General features: G+C 69.3%; 14 protein-coding genes, 1 tRNA gene and 1 pseudogene. 8 read left to right on the forward strand and 8 right to left on the reverse strand.

Features of this window, described 5'->3' with window-relative positions; genetic code table 11:
• Both JX613_RS15290 and JX613_RS15295 read right to left on the reverse strand, forming a co-directional pair.
• Positions 1-214, reverse strand: a pseudogene (locus tag JX613_RS15290) (hypothetical protein); the annotation flags it as partial.
• Positions 215-363: 149 nt separating this feature from the next.
• Complete coding sequence (locus tag JX613_RS15295) at positions 364-1,392, reverse strand: siderophore-interacting protein (protein WP_207102337.1); 1,029 nt, start codon at positions 1,390-1,392, stop codon at positions 364-366.
• A gap of 91 nt (positions 1,393-1,483) precedes the next feature.
• On the opposite strand from JX613_RS15295, the gene mobA reads away from it, so the two are divergent.
• The gene (gene mobA / locus JX613_RS15300; protein WP_207102338.1) at positions 1,484-2,098 is read left to right on the forward strand and encodes a molybdenum cofactor guanylyltransferase MobA; all 615 of its coding nucleotides are present in this window, start codon (positions 1,484-1,486) and stop codon (positions 2,096-2,098) included.
• 40 nt (positions 2,099-2,138) lie between these two features.
• The gene (locus JX613_RS15305; RefSeq protein WP_207102339.1) at positions 2,139-2,852 is read left to right on the forward strand and encodes a tryptophan-rich sensory protein; all 714 of its coding nucleotides are present in this window, start codon (positions 2,139-2,141) and stop codon (positions 2,850-2,852) included.
• Here the strand turns inward: JX613_RS15305 and JX613_RS15310 are convergent.
• On the reverse strand, positions 2,813-4,255 hold the full coding sequence (locus JX613_RS15310) for a cryptochrome/photolyase family protein (RefSeq protein WP_237168608.1): 1,443 nt from the start codon (positions 4,253-4,255) through the stop codon (positions 2,813-2,815). The two genes, JX613_RS15305 and JX613_RS15310, sit on opposite strands and share 40 nt — an antisense overlap.
• A gap of 50 nt (positions 4,256-4,305) precedes the next feature.
• On the opposite strand from JX613_RS15310, the gene cobA reads away from it, so the two are divergent.
• Together cobA and JX613_RS15320 are read left to right on the forward strand one after the other, a co-directional pair.
• Complete coding sequence (gene cobA / locus JX613_RS15315; RefSeq protein ID WP_336512314.1) at positions 4,306-5,061, forward strand: uroporphyrinogen-III C-methyltransferase; 756 nt, start codon at positions 4,306-4,308, stop codon at positions 5,059-5,061.
• Between the two features lie 116 nt (positions 5,062-5,177).
• Positions 5,178-8,654 (forward strand): calcium-binding protein, encoded by a 3,477-nt coding sequence (locus JX613_RS15320; RefSeq protein ID WP_207102340.1) that lies wholly within the window; start codon positions 5,178-5,180, stop codon positions 8,652-8,654.
• A gap of 4 nt (positions 8,655-8,658) precedes the next feature.
• On the opposite strand, the gene queG is transcribed toward JX613_RS15320, so the two are convergent.
• From queG to JX613_RS15345, 5 genes are all read right to left on the reverse strand, one after another.
• Positions 8,659-9,681: a tRNA epoxyqueuosine(34) reductase QueG gene (gene queG / locus JX613_RS15325; RefSeq protein ID WP_336512315.1), complete on the reverse strand. Its 1,023-nt coding sequence runs from the start codon at positions 9,679-9,681 to the stop codon at positions 8,659-8,661.
• 46 nt (positions 9,682-9,727) lie between these two features.
• Positions 9,728-10,414: an FtsZ-binding protein FzlA gene (gene fzlA, locus JX613_RS15330; RefSeq protein ID WP_207102342.1), complete on the reverse strand. Its 687-nt coding sequence runs from the start codon at positions 10,412-10,414 to the stop codon at positions 9,728-9,730.
• Between the two features lie 57 nt (positions 10,415-10,471).
• Positions 10,472-11,197, reverse strand: coding sequence for a monofunctional biosynthetic peptidoglycan transglycosylase (gene mtgA / locus JX613_RS15335; RefSeq protein ID WP_207102343.1), 726 nt, complete (start codon positions 11,195-11,197; stop codon positions 10,472-10,474).
• 33 nt (positions 11,198-11,230) lie between these two features.
• On the reverse strand, positions 11,231-11,764 hold the full coding sequence (locus JX613_RS15340) for a DUF1269 domain-containing protein (protein ID WP_207102344.1): 534 nt from the start codon (positions 11,762-11,764) through the stop codon (positions 11,231-11,233).
• Positions 11,765-11,959: 195 nt separating this feature from the next.
• Positions 11,960-12,044: transfer RNA gene (locus tag JX613_RS15345), tRNA-Leu, on the reverse strand.
• Between the two features lie 183 nt (positions 12,045-12,227).
• Here JX613_RS15345 and JX613_RS15350 point away from each other — a divergent pair.
• From JX613_RS15350 to JX613_RS15365, 4 genes are all read left to right on the forward strand, one after another.
• Positions 12,228-13,214, forward strand: a complete 987-nt coding sequence (locus JX613_RS15350) for a complex I NDUFA9 subunit family protein (protein ID WP_207102345.1) — start codon at positions 12,228-12,230, stop codon at positions 13,212-13,214.
• Positions 13,214-14,017, forward strand: a complete 804-nt coding sequence (locus JX613_RS15355) for an undecaprenyl-diphosphate phosphatase (protein WP_419538840.1) — start codon at positions 13,214-13,216, stop codon at positions 14,015-14,017. The genes JX613_RS15350 and JX613_RS15355 overlap by 1 nt, the downstream gene beginning before the upstream one ends.
• A 151-nt stretch (positions 14,018-14,168) precedes the next feature.
• The gene (locus JX613_RS15360; protein WP_207102346.1) at positions 14,169-15,665 is read left to right on the forward strand and encodes an NAD(P)-dependent oxidoreductase; all 1,497 of its coding nucleotides are present in this window, start codon (positions 14,169-14,171) and stop codon (positions 15,663-15,665) included.
• Positions 15,666-15,678: 13 nt separating this feature from the next.
• The gene (locus JX613_RS15365; protein WP_207102347.1) at positions 15,679-16,374 is read left to right on the forward strand and encodes a hypothetical protein; all 696 of its coding nucleotides are present in this window, start codon (positions 15,679-15,681) and stop codon (positions 16,372-16,374) included.
• Positions 16,375-16,376: the final 2 nt, after the last annotated feature.

Genomic DNA, 16,376 nt, shown 5'->3' on the forward strand with positions numbered 1-16,376 from the left:
CGGGCGCCGGTGCGGCTGCTGCCGCAGGGGCCGGGGCCGCCGGTGCCTCGGCTGCCGGGGGCGTGGGTGCCGCAGGCTGCTGCGCGGGGGCCGCCTGGACCTGGGCTTGCGGAACGGCCGCGTCCGGCGCGGTTTCCTGCGCCTGGCCGACCGAGGCCAGCAGGCAGGCCAGCGTGACGGCGACACATGCACTCAGGCGCGGCGGGTTGGTCATGGCGTTCCTTGCTTCTTGATCCGCAGCGCGCGGACGGTTCGCGTCCGGGACCGAGTCGGCGCAAGGCCCCATGGCCCGGTCCCGCGATGTGCGCCGGTATCAAGCAGCCATGTAAAATTGTCAACTATTCAGATGCCGCCCTGCGGGCTTCAGGCGCTCCAATAGGCGGCCAGGTGGGTGCGGGTCTTGTCGATCCCCCCATCATGGGCGATCGCGGCCTTCAGCACCGCCAGCCGGGATCGTTCGGTCGCCAGCCAGATGCGCTCGGCCCCGGTGCCCTCGCGGCGCAGGCGGCAGGCCAGGGCGGCCTCGCCGAAGGGCGCGTGGATCACCCGAATCCCGGGATGAGGGGGCAGGGGGTAATCCGCCCGCGCGCCGAACAGGTGGCATTCGCCGGTGGTTCCGGGCGCGGCAGCCTCCAGCGCGCGGGCGAGCGCGGGATAGGCGGTCTCGTCCCCGCCGATCAGCAGGCTTTCCCCTTGCGGGATGCCGCCGCCGCCGGGGCCGGTCAGGCCCACGGCGATCCCAGGGGCCGCGCACCGGGCGAAATCGCAGGCGCGGCCGCCGTCATGGATGAAGATGTCGGTTTCCAGCCAGCCCGCCACGGGGTCGATATGGCGCACCGTATAGGCGGGACGGTGCAGGGCCGCGTCCCCCTTGGGCCACAGCGTCTGGCCGTCGCTTCCGATGACCGGCCAGGCGGGGTCGGCCGCCCCGGGGGGTTGCAGGACCAGGCGGAAATGGATCAGGTCGCGGGCGAAGCGGGCCAGGTCGCCGCCTTCCAGCCGCAGGCGCAGGAAATCGGCGCTGATGCGCGTGACGCCCGCCACGCGCGCCAGGCTGAAATTCGGCGGAAAGGCCCCGGGCCGGTCCAGCGCGGACCAGGCGATCCGCTGGCCGGGCAGGTGTTCGGCAAGGTGGCGGGTCACGGTTTCCAGCAGTTCGTGCAGCCGGTCCCGGGCATGGGCGCGGACATACAGGATGCTGCCCGTCGGCCCCTTCCGGGCGCCGAATTCATCCCCGCCCGGCACCTTGCACCAGGTGGACCGGCCATGCCCGTCATGCAGGGCCAGCCCGTGTTCGGCGGCCCTGGCCCGGATCAGCGCGTCGATGGCCGCGAAGGGCAGGTCGGGCAGGCTGGCCTCGGTCTGGTAGGGGGGCAGGGGGTCGTGTCGCATGGCGGATCCTCGGCGCGCGGGTGTCGCCTGGGCGTTTTTGTAAGTCACCTCCGCCCTTGCCGCCAAGGCCCGACTGCGTCACAACCGGCCCATGACCCGCCCGCCCGCCATCATCCTTGCCGGAGGCCGCGCGACCCGCATGGGCGGGGGCGACAAGTGCCTGCTGGATCTGGACGGGCGGCCGATGCTGGCCCGCATCGCCCTTCGGCTGGCCCCCCAATGCGCCGCGCTGGCGCTGAACGCGAACGGCGATCCCGGACGTTTCGCGGATTTCGGCCTGCCCGTGCTGCCCGACAGCCTGCCCGACCTGCCGGGGCCGCTGGCGGGGATCCTGGCGGGGATGGACTGGGCGGCCTCGCGCGGGGACCGCGCCGTTGTCAGCGTGGCGGGCGACACACCGTTCTTTCCGCCCGATCTTGTGGACCGCCTGATGCAGGCGGGAAACGGCATCGTCCTGGCCGCCAGCCGCGATGCCGGGGGCCGGGTGACGGACCATCCGACCTTCGGGCTGTGGCCGGTGGCCCTGCGGGACGCGTTGCGCGCCTTCCTGGCCGGGGGGCAGCGGCGGGTGCGGGGCTTTGCCCTGGCCCATGCGCCCGCGATGGCCGTCTGGGACGCGGCGTCCGCCGATCCCTTCTTCAACATCAACACGCCCGAGGATCTGGCGCGGGCGCAGGCCCTGGCCCGCCAGGAACGGCAGGCGTGACATCGTGTTAACCCTTCAGTCCCTGGCAGTTGCAGGTTCCATGCGCCGTTACCTTCCCGTTCTTGTTCTTCTGGCGGCCCTTGCCTTTGCCGTCTCGCCCCTGCTGTCGAACGGGTTCGGCGGCTATCGGCCCGACCAGTTCCCGATCCCGCAGGCCGATCCGCCGGTCCAGCCCGCCGGATGGGCCTTTTCGATCTGGGGGCTGATCTTTGCCTGGCTGGTGGCGGGATCGGCCTTTGGCGCCTGGAAGCGGTCCGGCGATCCCGACTGGCAGCCGATGCGCCCCGCGCTGCTGGTCAGCCTGATCCTGGGCGCCTTCTGGATCGAGACGGCGCATTGGACCCCCATCGGCGCCACGGTCCTGATCGTGGCGATGCTGGTGCCTGCGCTGCTGGCCTTTCTGCGCGCGGGAACGCATGACCCGGTCTGGCAGGTGCGGCCCGTGGCGCTGTATGCCGGATGGCTGACGGCGGCGACGGGGGCGTCCTTCGGGATGGTGCTGGGCGGATGGGGCATCCTGTCCCAGCAGGCGGCGGCGATCCTGTGCCTGGGGGCGGTGACGGTCGCGGCCCTGCTGGTCCAGACCCGCAGGCCCGGCGAATGGGCCTACCCGGCGGGCGTCGTCTGGGCGCTGGTGGGCATCTTCGCGGCGAATCTGTCGCCCGCCAATCCGCCCGTGCTGATCCTTGCCGCCCTGGCCGCGCTGTTGCTGGCCTACAGGGCCATGGCGTCCTTGCGGGCAAAGCCGCGATAGGCGGCCAAGGCGCGCTGGCGTCCCGCGTCCAGATCGACCAGCGGGGCCGGGCGGTGGCCTGGATCGAAGCCCCAGGACCGGGGCACGGCCCGGGCAAAGTCCCGCGCGCCTTCGCCCCGCAGCCAATGGTCGCGGTAAAGCCGCCGGGCGTCGAAGCGGGTGGCCTGGCCGTCGGGGTTGAAGACCCGGAAGAAGGGCGAGGCGTCCGGCCCGCAGCCCGCCACCCATTGCCAGTTCATCGCATTGCTGGCCGCGTCCCAGTCGGTCAGGCAGCGCGCGAACCAGTCAAGGCCCACGCGCCAGTCGACCATCAGGTGCTTGACCAGGAAACTGGCCGCGATCATCCGCACGCGGTTGTGCATCCGGCCCGTCGCGAACATCTCGCGCATCCCGGCATCCACGATGCCGATGCCGGTGCGGCCCTGCCGCCAGGCCTCGGCATCGGCATTGTCGCCGGTCCATGAAAAACCGTTCCATTCCGGGCGCCAGCAGGTCCGGTCCATGTCGGGGGCGGCGTGGAACAGGTCGCGCGCAAACTCTCGCCAGGCCAGTTCGCGCAGGAAATCCTCGGTCCCGCCGCGCCCCTGGTGCTGGGCGTGCAGGGCGCGGTGCCAGATGCGGCGGGCGCTGATCTCTCCGACGGCCAGGGCGTCGGACAGGCCCGATGTCGCATCGACCTCGGCCGGAAGGTCGCGGTTTTCGGCGTATCCGGCGGTGATGCGGTCCAGGAAGGCGTCCAGCCGGGCATGGGCCGTGGCCTCTCCCGCCTGGACATAGCGGGCGACCACGGGCCAGCCCCGGTTCATCGCCGCCCGCGCCTCGGGCCAGTCGGGGGCGTCGCTGCGGGGCCAGGTGCCGGGAAGGGCCAGGCGCGGGGCGGGCAGCGGGGCGGCGATCTCGGTCCGGCGCAGGGCGCGCCAGAAGGGGGTGAAGACCTTGAAGGACGTGCCGGTCTTGGTCAGCACGCTGCCGCGCGCCACCAGATCGGCCAGCGGGTGCAGGTGCAGGGCCGCGCCCGCCGCCGCGACCGCGTCGTGCAGCCCGTCGTCGCGGGCAAAGGGCATCCCTTCGCTGGCATGGACCGCCACCGCACCGCTGTCCCGGATCACCTGCGCCAGCACGGTGGCGGGATCGCCGCGCCGGACGACCAGGCGGCTGCCCTGGGCCTGCAGGGCGGCGGCCAGCCCCGGCAGGGCCATCGCCTGCCGCTGGGCGGATGCGGGACGGGCCCGCGCCTCGGCCCCGTCCAGGATCACCAGGGGAATCACCGGGCCGTCATGGGCGGCGGCAACCAGGGCGGGGTGGTCGTCCAGCCGCAGCACGCGGCGGAACCAGCAGATCACGGTCATTGCACAGCTTTCGTTCACTGGCCGGATCAGGCCCCGGCGCCGGGAAAGTTTCAAGCCCCGCCATTGTCTGGCAGGATGGGGCTGCTATAGCCTGAAATCCCCGCGTGAAAGCCCTGGCCTTGCCCGATCCTGTCCCCCCGTCCGGTTTCGTCTCGCTTGTATCCGCCGGTCCGGGCGACCCCGAGCTGCTGACGCTGAAGGCCGCGAACCGCCTGGCCCGGGCCGAGGTGGTGCTGTATGACGACCTCGCATCGGGCCCGGTGCTGGATCATGCGAACCCCCAGGCCGAACTGATCGCGGTGGGCAAGCGCGCCGGGCGTCCGTCCGCCCGGCAGGACCATGTGAACGCGCTGCTGGTCGAACAGGCGCTGGCCGGACGGCGCGTGGTGCGGCTGAAATCGGGCGATGCGGGCTTTTTCGGGCGGCTGGAGGAGGAGCTGGCGGCCCTTGCCGCCGCCGGCATCCCCTTCGAGATCGTGCCGGGCGTCACATCCGCCAGCGCGGCGGCGGCGGCGGCGGGGATCCCGCTGACCCGGCGGCTGACCGCGCGGCGGGTGCAGTTCATCACCGGCGCCGACGTGACGGGCCGGTTGCCCGGCGACATCCACTGGGCCGCCATCGCCGATCCGGCGGTCACCACGGTCGTCTTCATGGGCCAGCGCAGCTTTCCCGAACTGGCCGCCGGGCTGCGCGCCCACGGGATGCCGGGCGACACGCCCGCGCTGTTCGCCGAATCCGTGGGCCATCCCCACCAGCGGCTGATCCGCAGCACCATCGACGGCCTGGCGCGGATGATGGAGGGCGCGGCCGTCACGCAGCCCGGCCTGATCATCTATGGCCCCCTGGCCTTCGACATCTAAAGATTGCGTCAAATCCCGGCTAGAACAGGGCTGTTCGGACGGCGCGCATTAGGGTTCTGTTAAGCATCGGCCCCTGCCCGGGGCCATGCAGCTGAAACGCGCATTCAACGGACAAGATGATCACTTATCGTCACGTGGCCACCTATGGGGCCGCGCAAACCCGATGGTTGTCTGGCGTCACCGATCTTGCCATGGCGCAGATCGGCGGCAGCTGGATGCTGTTCGCCGTCAGCGCGCGGGGCGGGGTCAGCAGCTATCGCATCAGCGACCCCGACGCCCCCCTGGTGCTTGTCGCCACCCAGGCCTTCCCCCCCAGCCTGACCTATCAGGCCGAGCCGGTGCTGACGGTGCTGGACATGGCGGCGGGCGACCGCCTGCTAGTCGGGGGAATGTCAGGCGGCGGGGGAACCGGGCTCTCCATCACCGACCGGGGCGGGCTTGGCGGCTTTGCGCAGCTGTTCCCGGCGGCCCAGGTCGGTTCCCGCCTGTCCACCAGCGGCGAGATGGTCACCGACGCGGGCCGCTTCCTGTTCTCGGCGCAGTCCGACACGCTGGTCCTGCAGGTCCACCGGATCGGCAACGACGGCAGCCTGGCCGCCCTGTCCTCGGTCAGCCTGCCCATGCCCGCGGGCGTGGCCGAGGCATCGCTGGACAAGATCATCGCCATGACCGTGGACGGCCAGCACCTGCTGGTCGCCATCTCGGGCCTGGGCAACTTCATCTCGACCCATGCGATCAGCGCGGGGGGGATCCTGGGCGCGGGGACGATGCATGTCGCGGCCGAGGGCACGGGATACTATGTCCCCTCGGACATCGCGGCGCTTCAGTTCGGCGGGCGCAGCTTCGTGGTGGTGGCGGGGGCGACCTCGTCGTCGCTGTCGGTGTTCCAGATCGGCAAGACCGGCGCGCTGACCACCACCGACCACATCGTAGACGAGCTGACCACGCGCTTCCAGTCGGTGACGGCGCTGGCGACGGCGGTGGTGGACGGGCGCGGCTTCGTGATCGCCGGGGGCGCGGACGGCGGCATCAGCATCTTCACCCTGCTGCCCGACGGCAGGCTGCTGCATCTGCAGACCATCGCCGATACCGCCGACATGGTTCTGGGCAAGGTCAGCGCCATCGAGGCGCAGGTGATCGGCGGCAGGATCGTGCTGCTGGTCACCTCGGACGGGGAAACGGGGGTGACGCAGCTGGTGGTCGACCCCGGCGCCATCGGCCAGACGGGCCTTGCCGGGGCCGGGGTGGTCACTGGCTCGGACAAGGACGACCTGCTGGTGGCGACCGGGGCGACTACGCAGCTTAAGGGCGGCGCGGGCGACGACATCCTGGTGACGGGCCAGGCCAACATCAAGCTGACCGGCGGGGCGGGGGCCGACATCTTCGCCATCACCCGCTTTGACGGCCGCGTGGTGATCGCCGACTATGAGCCGGGCGTGGACCAGCTGGACCTGTCGATGCTGGGCATGATCCGCAGCACCTGGCAGTTGAAGTTCGCGCCGCAATCCTGGGGGATGCGGATCGTTTATGGCAACTCGGTGCTTGAGGTGCGGACCCTGTCGGGCCAGAGCCTGGCCCCCACGGATTTCGGCAACGGCATGTTTCCCATCGGGCATTACTGGCTGCCCGAACTGGACCCCCTGTTGATCGGGACGCCCCCCACCACCGTCGGCAAATGGGTCTTCGGCGGCGAGGGGGCGGACCAGCTGCTGGGCGCCGGCGGGCCGGACGTGATCCAGGCGGGCGCAGGCAATGACACGGTCTCCGCCGGGGCGGGCGCGGATACGGTCCATGGCCAGGCGGGCAACGACCAGCTGCGCGGAGGAGAGGACGGGGATCTGCTGCTGGGCCAGGGGGGCCACGACACGCTGTTCGGCGACGCGGGCAACGACAGCCTGCTGGGCCATGGCGGCAACGACCTGCTGTGGGGCGGGACCGGCAACGACACGCTGCGGGGCGGATCGGGCAACGACCTGGTCTATGGCGGAACCGGACATGACCTCCTGCTGGGCGAGGACGGCAACGACACCCTGTCGGGCGAGGATGACAACGACCGGCTGGAGGATAGCGGGGGCGACAACCATCTGATCGGCGGGCGCGGGAACGACACGCTGATCGCCGGGGCGGGACTGGACCAGTTGTGGGGCGAGGACGGCAACGACCTGTTGCAGGGCGGGGGGGGAAACGACCTGCTGTACGGGCAGGATGGCAACGACACGCTGTGGGGGGGCCTGGGCAACGACCGGCTGGAGGATGGGCGGGGCAACAACCAGCTGAATGGCGAGGGGGGCAACGACACCCTGGTCGCGGGCGCGGGCCTGGACCTGCTGCGGGGCGGCGTGGGCCATGACATCCTGCACGCGGGCGCGGGCAACGACCGCCTGTTCGGCGACGACGACAACGACCAGCTTTTCGGTGACGGGGGCGCGGACCTGCTGGACGGGGGCGCGGGCAACGACCTGCTTTACGGCGGAGAGGGGAACGACCTGCTGAATGGCGGCCTGGGCCAGGACAGCCTTCAGGGCCAGGACGGCAATGACGCGCTGACCGACCTTTGGGGCGACAACCGCCTTTGGGGCCAGGTGGGCAACGACACGCTGCGGGCGGGCGCGGGGCTCGACTGGCTGTTTGGCGGCATCGGCAACGACATGCTGTTCGGGGGCGCGGGCAACGACCGGCTGCTGGGCGAGGCCGGGAACGACCGCCTGTGGGGCGAGGCGGGTCATGATGTCCTGACCGATCTGCTGGGCAGCAATTCCATGAACGGCGGAACGGGCAACGACCGGCTGACTGCGGGTGCGGGTTTCGATACGCTGGCGGGCGGCACCGGCAACGACCAGCTTCGCGCCGGGGCGGGGAACGACCGTCTGGACGGGGGGGAAGGCAACGACACCCTCTGGGGCGAGGCGGGCAACGACATCCTGACCGATCTGCTGGGCAACAACCTGCTCTGGGGCGGGGTGGGCAACGATGTCCTGACCGGGGGGACCGGACGCGACCGCCTGAACGGAGAGGCCGGAAACGACGCCCTGCGGGGCGGGTCGGGTGCCGATGCGCTGCGCGGTGGCGGGGGCAATGACCGCCTGTGGGGCCAGGCTGGCAACGACGGGCTGTGGGGGGATGCGGGTGACGACACCCTGGCCGGCGGGCTTGGCAATGACCTGCTGCAAGGCGGGGCGGGCAACGACCGGCTGCTGGGCGAGGGCGGGAACGATGCCCTGGGGGGCGGGGATGGCCGCGACATCCTGTCGGGCGGGGCGGGCCGGGACACGCTGGTCGGCGGGGCGGGCGCCGATCTGCTGGCAGGCGGGGCCCAGGCCGATGTCTTCCGCTTCATCTTTGCCACCGACAGCACCGCGAGGCTGGCCGACGTGATTCAGGATTTCCAGGCGGGGGTCGATGACCTGGACCTGCGGTCCCTGAAACTTCGCTTCATCGGCAAGGCCGCCTTCAGCGACGACCATCAGGTGCGCTGGCACCATGTGGGCAACGAGACCCGCGTCCTGGCCGACCTGAACGGGGACGGGCAGGCGGACTTCGTGCTGCGGCTTTCGGGCCACATCGCGCTTGACCGCGACGACTTCCTGCTGTGACGCCTCAGCCCTGCGTCAGGCGCGCCACCGCCCAGGCGGCCGCATCGGCCACCGCCGGATCGGCATCCCCCGCCAGCCCCTGCGCCACCCCGGCCAGATCCGCCCGGCCCGAATTGCCGATGGCGTAAAGCACATTGCGCACGAAGCGGTCGCGCCCGATGCGCTTGATCGGGCTGCCCGAGAATCGCTCCCGGAAGGCCGCGTCGTCCAGCACGGCCAGTTCCGCAAGCGGCGGCGCGGGGGCGGTGCCCCGATAGCGCATCTCGGATCCGGCCTGGGCGAACTTGTTCCAGGGGCAGGCGGCCAGGCAGTCGTCGCAGCCATAGATGCGGTTGCCCATCAGCGGGCGCAGGCCGGGATCGACCGGGCCCTTGTGCTCGATCGTCAGGTAGGAAATGCAGCGCCGCGCATCCAGCTGGTAGGGTGCCGGAAAGGCCCCCGTGGGACAGGCGTCCAGGCAGGCGCGGCAGGATCCGCAATGAGAATGCTCGGGCGCGTCCGGGGGCAGGGGAATGGTCGTGAAGATCGAGCCCAGGAAGAACCAGCTTCCCAACTCGCGCGACAGAAGGTTGGTGTGCTTGCCCTGCCAGCCCATGCCCGCCGCCTGCGCCAGCGGCTTTTCCATCACCGGCGCGGTATCGACGAAGACCTTGATCTCCTCGCCCGGCGCCTGCTCCAGAAGCCAGCGGCCAAGGCGCTTCAGCCGCTTCTTGACCAGGTCGTGATAATCGCGCCCCTGGGCATAGACGCTGATCGCCGCACGGTCCGGCTGGTCCAGCACCGCCAGGGGATCGTGGCCGGGCGTGTAAAGCTCGGCCAGAACGATCACCGATTTCGCTTGGGGCCACAGCGCCGCCGGGTTGCCGCGCCAATGGGTCCGCTCGGCCATCCAGCCCATCTGCCCGTGCCGCCCGGCCTCCAGGAACTGCTGCAAGCGTTCCGCAACCTCGGGCACCGCGCCCGGCGTGGTCACCCGCATCCGCGAAAACCCGACGGCCTCGGCCTCGGCCGCCAGACGCTCTTTCACTTTGGCATAAATATCCCGGGGGGTCTGGGGGGCTGGCCCCCCAGCCTTATCCGAAATCAAGCTCGGCATAATGGGGGGCCGGATGGATCCCCGGCACCTGGTCGGCCAGGATCGAGCGGAAGGCCGGACGCGACTTGATGGTGGCATACCAGTCGCGCAAGGATTCCGAGCGGTCCCAATCCACGTCCGAGATATAATCCAGGCAGGAAAAATGCGCCGCCGCCGTGAAATCGGCCAGCGACAGGCTGTTGCCTGCCAGCCAGCGGCGGGTTTCCAGCAGCGTGGCCAGATAGTCGATATGCTCCTTGATGGCGCGCAGCCCGTCCTTGACCACGCGGCTGTCGGGATAGCCCTGGCGGGTGACCTTCTTCCAGACCCGCTCGGTCAGGATGGGAACGGTCACCTCGGTGTTGAACTTGTCGTCGAACCAGGCGCACAGGCGGCGCACCTCGTGGCGTTCCAGGGGCGTCGCGGGCATCAGCGCGGGTTGGGGAATGGCCTCGTCCAGGTATTCGATGATGGCCTGGCTTTCGGCCAGCATGTTGCCGCGATGGCGCAGCACCGGCAGCTTGCCCGCCGGGTTGCGGCGCCTGAGGTCGGGCGGGCTTTCCCAGTAACGCTCCTCGACCAGCTCGACCTCGATCTTCTTTTCGGCCAGCACCAGCCGCACCTTGCGGCAAAAGGGCGACAGGGCCGTATGGTAAAGCCGGGTGGTCTGGGTGTTGCTGTTCATCGCCTGCTTCTGGACCTTCCTGTCACAATGGCGCCCTTGATAAGCCCCGCGCCCCCGCTATTCAACCGGCGCGGGGGTCTGGAAGCAGTCGGCCCGCCCGTCGCGCGCAATGGTCGCCGCCCCGTCGGCAATCGCGCGCGAGCGGCTGGACGCGCGGGGGCTGCGGGTCTTGGGCGCGGGCAGCACGGCGGCCAGCCGGGCGGCCTGCACGGGCGTCAGCCGGTCGGGCGTGGTGCCGAAATAATCGCGCGCCGCAGCCTGGATGCCGAAGATCCCCGGCCCGAACTCGGCCACGTTCAGGTAAACCTCCAGGATGCGGCGCTTGGACCAGAAGGCCTCGATCATGGGGGTGAAGGCGGTTTCCAGCGCCTTGCGCGTCCAGCTGCGGCCCTGCCACAAAAAGACGTTCTTGGCCGTCTGCTGCGTCAGGGTGGACGCCCCCCGCGACGACCCCGAGGCCACGACCTTGCGAATCTCCACCATGTCGAAGCCCCAGTGCAGGCAGAAATTCGCATCCTCGGCCGCCACGACCGAGCGGCGCATGACGGGGGCCACGTCCTCGATATCGACCCATTTGCGCGGGGCGGCGGCCTCGGACACGATGGTCCAGGTGGTGGGCGGGTTGATCAGGGCATACACCATGACCAGCCCCACCATCAGCGCCAGGAAGCGCAGCGCCAGCCAGCGCAGCCAGATCAGCAGGCGGCGCAGGGGACGCCAGCGGATGGCGGGCGCCGCCCCGGGATCGGCGGCGGGGCGGCTGAACAAAAGGCGAATGACCATGGGCCGCCGTGTCTCATGCGGCCCGGTCTTGCGTCAAGCGCCCGTGGCGGGATCGGCGGGCGGCACGGGCGGCGTGGCGCCGCCCGACAGGGCATCGCGCAGCCGGTCCTCGTCCTCGCGCGACAGGGAGGTTTGCAGCACGCGTCCCCGGTGGTGGAAGGATTGCAGCCGGTCCAGCACCTTGTCGGCGGTCATCTTGCGCAGAAGGACAAACACCGCCGAGCCGCCGGGCGGCAGGGCGCGGGCCGTTTCGCGCATGAAGTTGTCGTTGATGCCCACGTCCGACAACTGCCCCGCCAGCGCCCCCGAGGCCGCGCCGACCGCCGCGCCGATCAGCGGGTTCAGGAAGACCAGCCCCACCAGCGTGCCCCAGAAGCCACCGCCAAGCGCGCCCGCCGCCGTCAGGTTCACCGCCTGGTGCAGCTTGATGTCGTCTTCGGACGGACGGGTGACGACAACCGCGTCCTCCATCTCGATCAGGTATTCCCCCTGCATCTTCACCAGCTCGGCCCGCAGCTCGAACCCGGTGGCCTCGTCGTCGAAGGCGATCACGATCAGTTCCGACATGGTTTCTCCTTTCGCGGATATGCGCGTCCAACGGCGATGACAGCCCAGGGTTTCGCCGTTGTGAAGCCTCCATGGGGACTGGTTTGAAAAATTCCTGTCTGCGCCGGTCGGGCTGCATGGCATCCCGCCCCGCCCCACACGCCATGCCACAAGCAAAAAGCCCCCGGAAAACCGAAGTTTTCTGGGGGCTTTTTATGGTGCCCAGAAGAGGACTCGAACCTCCACGCCTTGCGGCACACGGACCTGAACCGTGCGCGTCTACCAATTCCGCCATCTGGGCCAACTGGTGTGAGCGGCTGATTAAAGGCAGCCGCGGGGGGCGTCAATGGGGGTGGCGCAGAAATCTTGCGAAAATCTTTCGCGGCACCCGTCCGGCCCTGCGATCCCTGCCTGTCCGCCTTGTCGCGCCGCGCGCGCTTGGATAAGGAGCGGAAGGCATCGGCATGAAGGAGGCGAGACGCCCATGGCGAAACTGGTCACGATTTTCGGCGGATCGGGCTTTCTGGGCCGGCAGGTCGCGCGGCTGATGGCCAAGCAGGGCTGGCGCGTCCGCGTGGCCGTGCGCCGCCCCGACGAGGCGCTGTTCACCCGCACCTATGGCAATGTCGGCCAGGTCCAGCCGGTCCTGTGCAACATCCGCGACGAGTTGTCGGTGCGCGCGGCCATGGCAGATGCCGACGCGGTGGTCAACTGTGTCAATATCCTGACCCCCAAAGGGAAAAGCACCTTCAAGACCGTCTTCGAGGAAGGGGCCGAGACCATCGCCCGCCTGTCCGCCGAGATGGGCGTGGCGCGGGTCGTCCACATCTCGGGGATCGGGGTCGATGCCGATTCGGACAGCGCCTATATCGCCGGCAAGGCGCGGGGCGAGGCTGCGGTGCTGCGCCACCGCCCCGATGCGGTGATCCTGCGCCCCTCGGTCATGTTCGGGCCCGACGACACCTTCTACAACCGCTTTGCGGCCATGACACGGCTTGGCCCGGTGCTGCCGGTCGTGGGCTGCAAGGTGCGCCTCCAGCCGGTCTTCGTCGATGACGTGGCCCTGGCCGCCGTCAAAGGCGCCACCGGAGAGGCCGCGCCCGGCATCTATGAACTGGGCGGGCCGGACGTGCTGACCATGAAGGACATCATGGGCCAGGTGCTGAAGGCCACCATGCGCCGCCGGGGCATCGTCAACATGCCCTTCTGGGTGGCGGGCCTTGTCGCGCGCGTGCTGGGCCTGTTGCAGATCCTGACGGGCGGGCTGTTCACCAATTCGATCCTGACGCGGGACCAGCTGGCGCTGCTGCGGCGCGACAATGTCGTGTCGCCCGGCGCGCGCGGCTTTGCCGAACTGGGCATCCAGCCGCTTGCAGCGGATGCGGTGATCGAGCAGTATCTGTGGCGCTTCCGCCCCTCGGGGCAATACGAGGCGATCAAGCAGTCGGCCAAGAACCTGCGCCCCCACTGATGGAGCCGAACACCATCGTGGCAGCCATCCTCGGGATTCTCGAGGGGCTGACCGAATACATCCCCGTGTCCTCGACCGGCCATATCCTGCTGGCGGGGCATTTCCTGGGCTTCGACTCGCCCGGCCGCAGCTTCGAGGTGCTGATCCAGCTGGGCGCGCTGCTGGCGGTGCTGGGCGTCTATGCGGCGCGGATCGTCCAGATCCTGGCGGCGGCCCCCCGTGACCCGGCCGCGCGGCGCTTTGTCGCGGCGGTGCTGCTGGCCTTCGCCCCCGCGGTGGTGGTGGGCGTGCTGGCGCATGACTTCATCAAGACGGTGCTGTTCGAGACGCCCATGCTGATCGCCGTCATGCTGATCGGGGGCGGGGTGGTGCTGCTGTGGGTGGACCGGCTGGCCCGGCACCCCCTTTATATGCGGGCCGAGGATTTCCCCCTGTCGATGGCCTTCAAGATCGGCCTGATCCAGTGCCTGGCGATGGTGCCCGGCGTGTCGCGGTCGGGCGCCACCATCGTGGGCGGGCTGCTTTTGGGGGCAGACAAGCGCGCGGCTGCCGAATTTTCGTTCTTTCTGGCCATGCCCACCATGCTGGGGGCATTCGCCTATGACCTGTTCAAGAATCGTGACATCCTGGACGCCAGCGCCATCGGCACCATCGCCGTGGGCTTTGTGGCGGCCTTTGTCAGCGCGCTGATCGTGGTGCGCTGGCTGCTGGGTTATGTCTCGAAGCACGGCTATGCGCTGTTTGGCTGGTGGCGCATCCTTGTAGGGGCCGTTGTTTTGATGGCGCTTTTTGCTGGTAGGTAACTTGTGCTGACCTAAATCAGTAAAGGTTGAGCGGGAAAATACCCGCCGAGCCCAAAAATCTCAGCTTTAGGTCAGTCTTGCTGACTTTTCATCTTATTGCCCTTGGTTTATTGCGTCTGACGGAAGTCCTGTTTCTGGAAGGTGCGCAGCCATGGCCACGCAGAAGATGCTCAAGTTCGTCTCGACCCCGCGCGAGATGCCCGAGAAACGCCCGGCCGCCGAGCGCAGCGAGGACTTTCACGAGATCTATCGCGAATTCGCCAAGGCCAAGGCCGCCGAACAGGCCAGCCGTTGCAGCCAGTGCGGCGTGCCCTATTGCCAAAGCCATTGCCCGCTGCACAACAACATCCCCGACTGGCTGCGCCTGACCGCCGAGGGGCGCCTTTACGAGGCCTGGCAGGTCAGCCAGGCCACCAGCACCCTGCCCGAGATTTGCGGCCGCATCTGCCCGCAGGACCGCCTGTGCGAAGGCAACTGCGTGATCGAGCAGTCGGGCCACGGCACCGTCACCATCGGCGCGATCGAGAAATACATCAACGACGTGGCCTGGGAGGAAGGCTGGATCAAATCCATCCGGCCTGCCCAGGAACGCGCCGAATCGATCGGCATCATCGGCGCGGGCCCCGGCGGGTTGTCGGCGGCCCACATGCTGCGCGCGCGCGGGTTCCAGGTCACGGTTTACGACCGCTATGACCGGGCGGGCGGGCTGATGACCTATGGCATCCCCGGCTTCAAGCTGGAAAAGGACGTGGTCCTGCGCCGCAACCAGTGGCTGGCCGACAGCGGTGTCGAGTTCGTGCTGAACTGCAATGTGGGCCAGGACATCAGCTTCGACGCGATCCGGGGCAAGCATGACGCGGTGCTGATCGCCACGGGCGTCTATAAGACCCGCGACCTGGACATCGACAACGCCGATGCGGGCGGGGTGGTGCGGGCCATCGATTATCTGACCGCCTCGAACAAGGTCGATTTCGGCGACGAGGTTCCCGATTTCGCCGATGGCGAACTGGACGCCAAGGGCAAGCGCGTGGTCGTGATCGGCGGCGGCGACACCGCCATGGACTGCGTGCGCACCGCGATCCGCCAGGGCGCGCTGTCGGTCAAGTGCCTCTATCGCCGCGACCGCGCCAACATGCCGGGATCGCAGCGCGAGGTCCAGAACGCCGAGGAAGAAGGCGTCGAATTCGTCTGGATGTCCGCGCCCGGCAGGTTCATCGGCCATGTCACGGGTGATTTCGCCGCCACCCAGGAAGCCGACGTGGACGGGCCGGTGCGCAGGGTGACGCAGATCGCCTCGGTCGGGGTTCAGAAGATGCGCCTTGGCGCGCCGGACGTGACGGGCCGCCAGTCGCCCGAACTGATCGAGGGCGCCGATTATGACGAGCCCGCCGACCTGGTCATCAAGGCCTTGGGCTTCGAGCCCGAGGATCTGCCGAAACTGTGGGGCGTGGACGGGCTGGAGGTCACCCGCTGGGGCACCATCAAGGCCAATTTCCAGACCCACCAGACCAGCCTGCCCGGCGTCTTTGCCGTGGGCGACATCGTGCGCGGCGCGTCGCTGGTCGTCTGGGCGATCCGCGACGGGCGCGAGGCCGCCGAATCCATCGCCGGTTACCTGACCGGCGAGGCGCGCGTGGCCGCGGAATAGGGCGGGGCCGGTGATGGGACGGATCATCGCGCTGTCCGGCCTGGCCTTGGCGCTTGCTGCGCCGGGCCACGCCGCGACCTTCACCCCGCCGCAGGGCTGCCAGCTGCAATCGACGGTGCAGAATCGTGGCTGCTCGGTCGTGCAGTATTACAGTTGCAAGGCGGATCCGGCGGGCGACCAGCGCAGCGCCGTCTTTGGCAAGGAAGGCCTGCGCCACCTGTCGCGCATCGACGCCGAAACCCGCTGGGTCGAAAGCAGCGACCCGAACACGGGCCTGGCGGATTTCCTGGTGGAACGGTCCAAGGACCATGCGAGCTTCAAGGCGCTGCTGGAAACCGGCCGGGATGATTTCGACTTCTGGACCGAATCGAACACCGGCGAACGCCTGCGCCATGTGGGCCAGGACATCCTGACCGGCGAGACGGTCGAGATCGACGGCGAGGCGCTGGAGGTCACGCGCTTTCAGCTGAAAACCTATGGCGCGGACGGCGAGTTGCTGATCGAACGCAGCGGCCAGCAGTTCATCAGCCGCAAGATGGGCCGCTTTTATGGCGGGGTGGAAACCCAGTCCGACTGGACCGGCCAGCGCCAGGACACCAACGACAGCCCCGTCACCTTCGCCTTCCCGGGCGAGGCAGGCTTCGGGGAGACCGAACCGCAATTCGACTGCGATCAGTTGCTGACGCAGCTTCTGCACGAAAGGGCCTGACG

Origin of the sequence: Paracoccus shandongensis (genome assembly GCF_017315735.1) — a bacterium.
GTDB classification, from domain to species: Bacteria; Pseudomonadota; Alphaproteobacteria; order Rhodobacterales; family Rhodobacteraceae; genus Paracoccus; species Paracoccus shandongensis.

Bases quoted from the DNA above. Each gene is read 5' to 3' on its own strand.
- JX613_RS15360 (WP_207102346.1), top strand. From the start codon at position 14,169: ATGGCCACGCAGAAGATGCTCAAGTTCGTCTCGACCCCGCGCGAGATG.
- JX613_RS15340 (WP_207102344.1), bottom strand. From the start codon at position 11,764: ATGTCGGAACTGATCGTGATCGCCTTCGACGACGAGGCCACCGGGTTC.
- mobA (WP_207102338.1), top strand. From the start codon at position 1,484: ATGACCCGCCCGCCCGCCATCATCCTTGCCGGAGGCCGCGCGACCCGC.
- JX613_RS15320 (WP_207102340.1), top strand. From the start codon at position 5,178: ATGATCACTTATCGTCACGTGGCCACCTATGGGGCCGCGCAAACCCGA.
- JX613_RS15295 (WP_207102337.1), bottom strand. From the start codon at position 1,392: ATGCGACACGACCCCCTGCCCCCCTACCAGACCGAGGCCAGCCTGCCC.
- JX613_RS15355 (WP_419538840.1), top strand. From the start codon at position 13,214: ATGGAGCCGAACACCATCGTGGCAGCCATCCTCGGGATTCTCGAGGGG.
- JX613_RS15350 (WP_207102345.1), top strand. From the start codon at position 12,228: ATGGCGAAACTGGTCACGATTTTCGGCGGATCGGGCTTTCTGGGCCGG.
- JX613_RS15305 (WP_207102339.1), top strand. From the start codon at position 2,139: ATGCGCCGTTACCTTCCCGTTCTTGTTCTTCTGGCGGCCCTTGCCTTT.
- mtgA (WP_207102343.1), bottom strand. From the start codon at position 11,197: ATGGTCATTCGCCTTTTGTTCAGCCGCCCCGCCGCCGATCCCGGGGCG.
- JX613_RS15365 (WP_207102347.1), top strand. From the start codon at position 15,679: ATGGGACGGATCATCGCGCTGTCCGGCCTGGCCTTGGCGCTTGCTGCG.
- fzlA (WP_207102342.1), bottom strand. From the start codon at position 10,414: ATGAACAGCAACACCCAGACCACCCGGCTTTACCATACGGCCCTGTCG.